Here is a 5,867-nt window from a genome sequence, read left to right as displayed (position 1 = left end):
CTCGTCGACCGGGCCGCCGGGGTGGCCGCCGCGCTGCGTGAGCACGGCGTCGGCCGGGGCGACCGGGTCGGCGTGTGCGGCGCGCGTACCCCCGACCTGGTGACGACGGTGGTCGGCGTGCTGCTCGCCGGCGCCGCGTACGTGCCGCTGGAGCCGGGCGGCCCCCGGGCCCGGCTGCGCGGCATCGTCCGCGACGCGGGCGTCCGGGTCGTCGTCGGCGACGCGGCGGCGGCCGAGTTCGGCGACGAGCCCGGCGTGACGGCGCTCGGCCTGCCCGGCCCGGCCCCGCTCGCGCCCTGCCCGGCCCGCCCCGGCGACCCGGCGTACGTGCTGTTCACCTCCGGCTCCACCGGCCGCCCGAAGGGCGTGCTGACCACCCACCGCAACGCCGTCGAGTTCGTCACCGGCGTGAGCGCGCTGACCGGCGCCGACGCCTCGATCCGCAGCCTCGGCATCGCCTCGCTCGGCTTCGACGCGGCCACCATGGACCTGTTCGTGCCGCTCACGCTCGGCGGCGCGGTGCAGCTGCTCGGCGCCGACGACCGGGCCGACCCGGTCCGGCTGGCCCGGTTCGTCGCCGCGCACGAGGTCACCTGGGGCTTCATCACCCCGACCGTGCTGTCGCTGCTGGACCCGGCCGGGTTCCCGTCATGGCGGGTGCTGCTCTGCGGCGGCGAGGCGGTCCCGGCCGAGCTGGTCGCCCGCTGGGCGCCGGGCCGGCGGTTCCTCAACGGCTACGGCCCCACCGAGACCACGGTGCTGGCGGTCACCTGCGACCTCACCCCGGCCGACACCGACCCGATGCCGATCGGCCGGCCGCTGCCCAACCACCGGGCGTACGTGGTCGACGCCGACCTGCGTCCGGTGCCGGCGGGCGAGACCGGCGAGCTGCTGATCGGCGGGCCCGGCCTGGCCGACGGCTACCTGAACCGGCCCGGCCTGACCGCCGAGCGGTTCGTGCCCGACCCGTTCGGCGACGTCCCCGGCGAGCGGCTCTACCGCACCGGCGACCTGGTCCGGCAGGGCCCGGACGGCCGGATCGTCTACCTGGGCCGCGCCGACCGGCAGGTCAAGGTGCGCGGCCAGCGCATCGAGCTGGGCGAGATCGAGGCCGTGCTGGCCGCCTGCCCCGGCGTCGAGCGCGTCGCGGTGGAGGCGGTGCCCGGCCCGGCCGGCGCCGAGCTGGTCGCGTTCCTCACCCCGGCCGGCGCGCCCGGCGACGACGAGCTGCGGGCGTACGCGCAGACGCGGCTGACCACCGCGATGCTGCCGGCCCGGACGGTGCGGCTGGACGCGCTGCCGGTCAGCCCGGTCACCGGCAAGCTGGACCGGCCGGCGCTGCGCGAACTGGCCGCGGCGACCCCGGCCGCAGTCGCCGACGCGTCCGCCGACGACGACCCGGTGACGGCGGCGGTCCGGCGCGTCTGGACCCGGCTGCTCGGCGCCGCGCCCGCCCCGGACAGCGACTTCCTCGCCGCCGGCGGCAACTCCATCGCCGCGATGCGGCTGGTCGCGGCGCTGCGCGCGGAGCTGGGCCGGCAGGTGGACACCCGGGTGCTGTTCGCCGACCGCACGTTCGCCGCGCTGGTGGACCGGGTCCGCGCCGCCGACCCGGCCGACGCCGACGGGCTGACCACCGGCAACCCGCCGACGCTGTCCCCGCCGCAGCGGCGGCTGTGGTTCATGGACCAGCTCGCCCCGTCCAGCGCGCCGTACAACATCGCCGTCGCGCACCGGCTGCGCGGGCCGCTGGACGTCGCCGCGCTCGGCGCCGCGCTGCGGGCCGTCGCCGAACGGCACGACGTGCTGCGCTGGCGGATCCCGCAGAACGGCGGCGTGCCGTACGCGGTCCGCGAGGAACCCACCGACGTGGCGGTGCCGGTGGTCGACCTGACCGCCGCCGCCGACCCGGACACCGAGCTGGCCGGCATGCTCGCGGCCGGCGCCGGGCACGCGTTCGACCTGGCCACCGGCCCGCCCTGGCAGGTGACCGTGTACCGGCTCGCCGCGCAGGAGCACGTGCTCGCGGTCACCGTGCACCACGCGGTCTTCGACGGCTGGTCCGAGGCGCTGCTCTACGACGAGCTGGCGCTCGCGTACGCCCGCGCGCTCGGCCGGTCCGTGCCGGGCCGCCCGCCGCTGCCCGCCACGTACGCCGACTACGCCGTGTGGCGCGCCGACCGGGACCGGCGCCGCGGCGAGACCGACCTGGCCTGGTGGACCGCGCACCTGGCCGGCGCGCCGACGGTGCTGGACCTGCCCCGCGACCGGCCCCGCCCGGCCGTGCAGACGTACGCCGGCGCGGAGGCCGCGGTACGGCTGGACGAGGCCGCCGACCGGGACGTGCGCGACCTGGCCGCGCGGCGCGGCACCACAGTCGCCGCGGTGCTGCTGGCCGCGTTCGGCGAGCTGCTGCGCCGGGTCACCGGCGGCGACGAGCACGTGCTCGGCGCGATCGTCGCCGACCGGCGGCTGGCCGCGTTCGACGAGGTGATCGGGTTCTTCATCGACACCGTGCCGGTGCGGGTCCGCTCCGGTGGCGCGAGCTTCGCCGAGCAGGTCGACCGGGCCGCCGCCGAGCTGCACGAGGTCACCGCCCACCCGGGCGCGCCGCTGGAACGCATCGTGGAGGCGCTCGGCGTGGGCCGGGACACCTCCCGCGCCCCGCTGGTGCAGGTGCTGTTCAACGTGCTCAACTTCGCCCCGCCCCGGCTGGCGCTGACCGGCCTGGCGGCCGAGCCGGTGTCGGTGCCCAAGCCCGGCTCGCCGTTCGACCTGACCGTCTACGTGGTGGAGCGTGACGGGCGGGCCGGCGTCGAGGTGGTGCACAACCCGGACCTGTTCACCGCCGAGCGGATCAGCGCGCTCCTGGCCGACCTGGCCGCCCTGGTCGGCGCGCTCGCCGCCGATCCGGACGCGCCGGCCGCCGAGGTGGCGCCCGAGCTGCCCCGCCCGGCGGTGCGTGTGGCCGCGCTCGGCGCGATGACCGTCGCCACCGCCGAACCGGCCCGCGCGCCGCTGCCCACCGGCTCGGACGCGCTCACCGGCACCGAGGAGCTGATCGCCGGCATCTGGCGCGACGTGCTCGGCCGGGACACCGTCGGCGTCACCGACAACTTCTTCGACATCGGCGGCCACTCGATGGCCCTGGCCGCCGTGTACGCCCGGCTCACCGAGGCCACCGGCCGCTCGATCACCATGCTCGACCTGTTCCGCCACCCGACCGTGCGGGCGCTCGCCGCCAGCCTGGACGGGGCCGCCGACCGGCCGGAACTGGCCCGCGCCGCGCTGCGCGCCGCCGCGCGGCGGGGCCGCGCCCGCCGAACCCCGCCGCCACGCCGACCTCACCCGTGACGCGATCCCTTGTGAATGAAGGAACCCCCATGCAGAACGACATTCCCGCCGACGACGGCGTCGAGCCCATCGCCATCGTCGGGCTCGCCGCCCGCCTGCCCGGCGCGGCCGACGTCGACGAGTTCTGGCGCAACCTGGTCGACGGCGTGGAGTCGACGACCGAGCTGACCCGCGAGGAGCAGCTCGCCCGCGGCGCGCAGCCGCAGGAGGTCGACGACCCGGGCTGGGTCAACCGTGCCCCGCTGGTGGACGGCTACGACGAGTTCGACGCCGGCCTGTTCGGGATGACCGCCCGCGAGGCCGAGATCACCGACCCGCAGCACCGGCTGTTCCTGGAGACCTGCTACACCGCGTTGCAGGACGCCGGCTACGACCCGGGCCGCTACGACGGTGCGGTCGGCGTGTACGCCGGCACCGGCGGAAACACGTACCTGCACCGCAACGTGTACCGCAACAAGCGGGTCGGCGGGAACCCGCACGGCGCGGTGTCGCTGGCCACCGGCAACTCGCCGAACTACGTGGCCACGAACGTGTCGTACCGGCTGGACCTGCGGGGCCCGAGCATGACCGTGCACACCGCCTGCTCCACCTCGCTGGTCGCGTTCCACCTGGCCTGCGAGGCGCTGCGCAACGGCGAGTGCGACATGGCCCTGGCCGGCGGCGTCAACATCGAGCTGCCGCACGTCGGCTACCTCGGCATGGACGGCTTCACCTCGCCGGACGGGCGGTGCCGGCCGTTCGACGCCGCAGCGAACGGCACGGTGTGGGGCAGCGGCGTCGGCGTGACGCTGCTCAAGCGGCTCTCCGACGCGATCGCCGACGGCGACCACATCCGCGCGGTCGTGCTCGGCAACGCCATCAACAACGACGGCGCCGGGAAGGTCGGCTTCACCGCCCCCAGCATCGACGGGCAGACCGAGGCCATCGCCCAGGCCGTCGCGCTCGCCGGCGTCGACCCGCGCAGCATCAGCTACGTCGAGGCGCACGGCACCGGCACCGCGCTCGGCGACCCGATCGAGGTCGCCGCGCTGTCCGCCGTCTACGCCAAGGACACCGACGAGCGCGGCTGGTGCGGCATCGGGTCGGTGAAGTCGAACATCGGCCACCTGAGCCAGCCCTCCGGCATCGTCAGCGTGATCAAGACGGTGCTGGCGATGGAGCACGGGCTGATCCCGCCGACCATCAACTACGAGGCGCCGAACCCGGCCATCGACTTCGCCGACACCCCGTTCTACGTGGCGAACACGCTGACCAAGTGGGACACCGACGGCGGGCCGCGCCGGGCCGGGGTCAGCTCCTTCGGCATCGGCGGCACCAACGCGCACGTCGTGCTCCAGGAGGCGCCGGCGGCGGAGCGGGACGAGCCGCCGGCCCGCCCGGCGCACCTGCTCCAGGTGTCGGCGAAGACGCCGACCGCGCTGGACGTCGCCGTGCGCCGGCTCGCCGAGCACCTGGAGGGCGGCAGCGACGTGGCGCTCGCCGACGTGGCGCACACGCTGCGCGTCGGCCGCCAGACGTACGCCCACCGCGCCGCCGTCGTGGCCGGGGACCCGGCGTCCGCCGCCGCCGCGCTGCGCGAGCGGCGCAAGGGCCACCGGGGCGTCGCCGACGGACCCGCCCCCCGGGTGGCGTTCCTGTTCAGCGGCCAGGGCTCGCAGTACGCCGGGATGGGCGCCGAACTGTACGCCCAGGACCGGGCGTTCGCCGCCGCCGTGGACGAGTGCGCCGACCTGCTCCGCCCCGAGCTGGGCCTGGACATCCGGGACCTGATCCTCGGCCGCGACCCGGACGCGGCGGACAAGCTCACCGAGACCCGCTGGACCCAGCCCGCGCTGTTCACCGTCGAGTACGCCCTCGCCGTCGCGTGGCGGGCCGCCGGGGTCGTCCCGGCCGCGATGATCGGCCACTCCATCGGCGAGTACGTGGCCGCCACGCTCGCCGGCGTGCTCGACCTCGCGGACGCGCTGCGCGTGGTGGCCGCCCGGGGCCGGCTCATGCACTCCCTGCCCGCCGGCTCGATGCTGGCGGTCACGCTCGACGAGTCGGCGGTGGCCGACCGGCTGCCTCAGGGCCTGTCGGTGGCCACCGTGAACGGCCCCGGCACCTGCGTGGTGGCCGGCGAGACCGCGCTCGTGGAGGAGTTCGCCGTCAGCCTGGGCGGCAAGAACAAGTCGAAGCTGCTGCGCACCTCGCACGCGTTCCACTCGCCGATGATGGACCCGATCCTGGACGAGTTCACCGCGCTGATGGCCACCGTGCCGCTGCGTGCCCCGGCGGTGCCGTTCCTGTCGAACGTGACCGGCACCTGGATCACCGAGGCGCAGGCCACCGACCCGGCGTACTGGGCCGCGCACCTGCGCCGCCCGGTCCGCTTCGGCGCGTGCGTGGCCACGCTGCTCGCCGAGGGCACCTGGGCGCTCGTCGAGTGCGGCCCCGGCCGGCAACTGGCCAACCTGGCCCGGATGCAGGTCGCCAAGGCCGGCGAGGCGCAGCGCGCGCTGACCCCGCTGGGC

At 76.4% G+C, this 5,867-nt stretch carries 2 protein-coding genes; both read left to right on the top strand.

The genetic code is table 11. From position 1 onward, the window contains the following. The coding region (locus KBX39_RS20695) for a non-ribosomal peptide synthetase (protein ID WP_210872041.1) at window positions 1-3,354 on the top strand (3,354 nt) is incomplete at its 5' end. 29 nt (window positions 3,355-3,383) lie between these two features. Then, window positions 3,384-5,867: type I polyketide synthase (locus KBX39_RS20690; protein WP_210872039.1), on the top strand; the 2,484-nt coding region annotated here is incomplete at its 3' end.

This window comes from Micromonospora sp. D75, from assembly GCF_018070405.1.
Taxonomy (GTDB): domain Bacteria; phylum Actinomycetota; class Actinomycetes; order Mycobacteriales; family Micromonosporaceae; genus Micromonospora; species Micromonospora chalcea.
The sequence above is the reverse complement of the archived record's forward strand: the minus strand, read 5'-3'. Positions and strand labels throughout refer to the sequence as shown.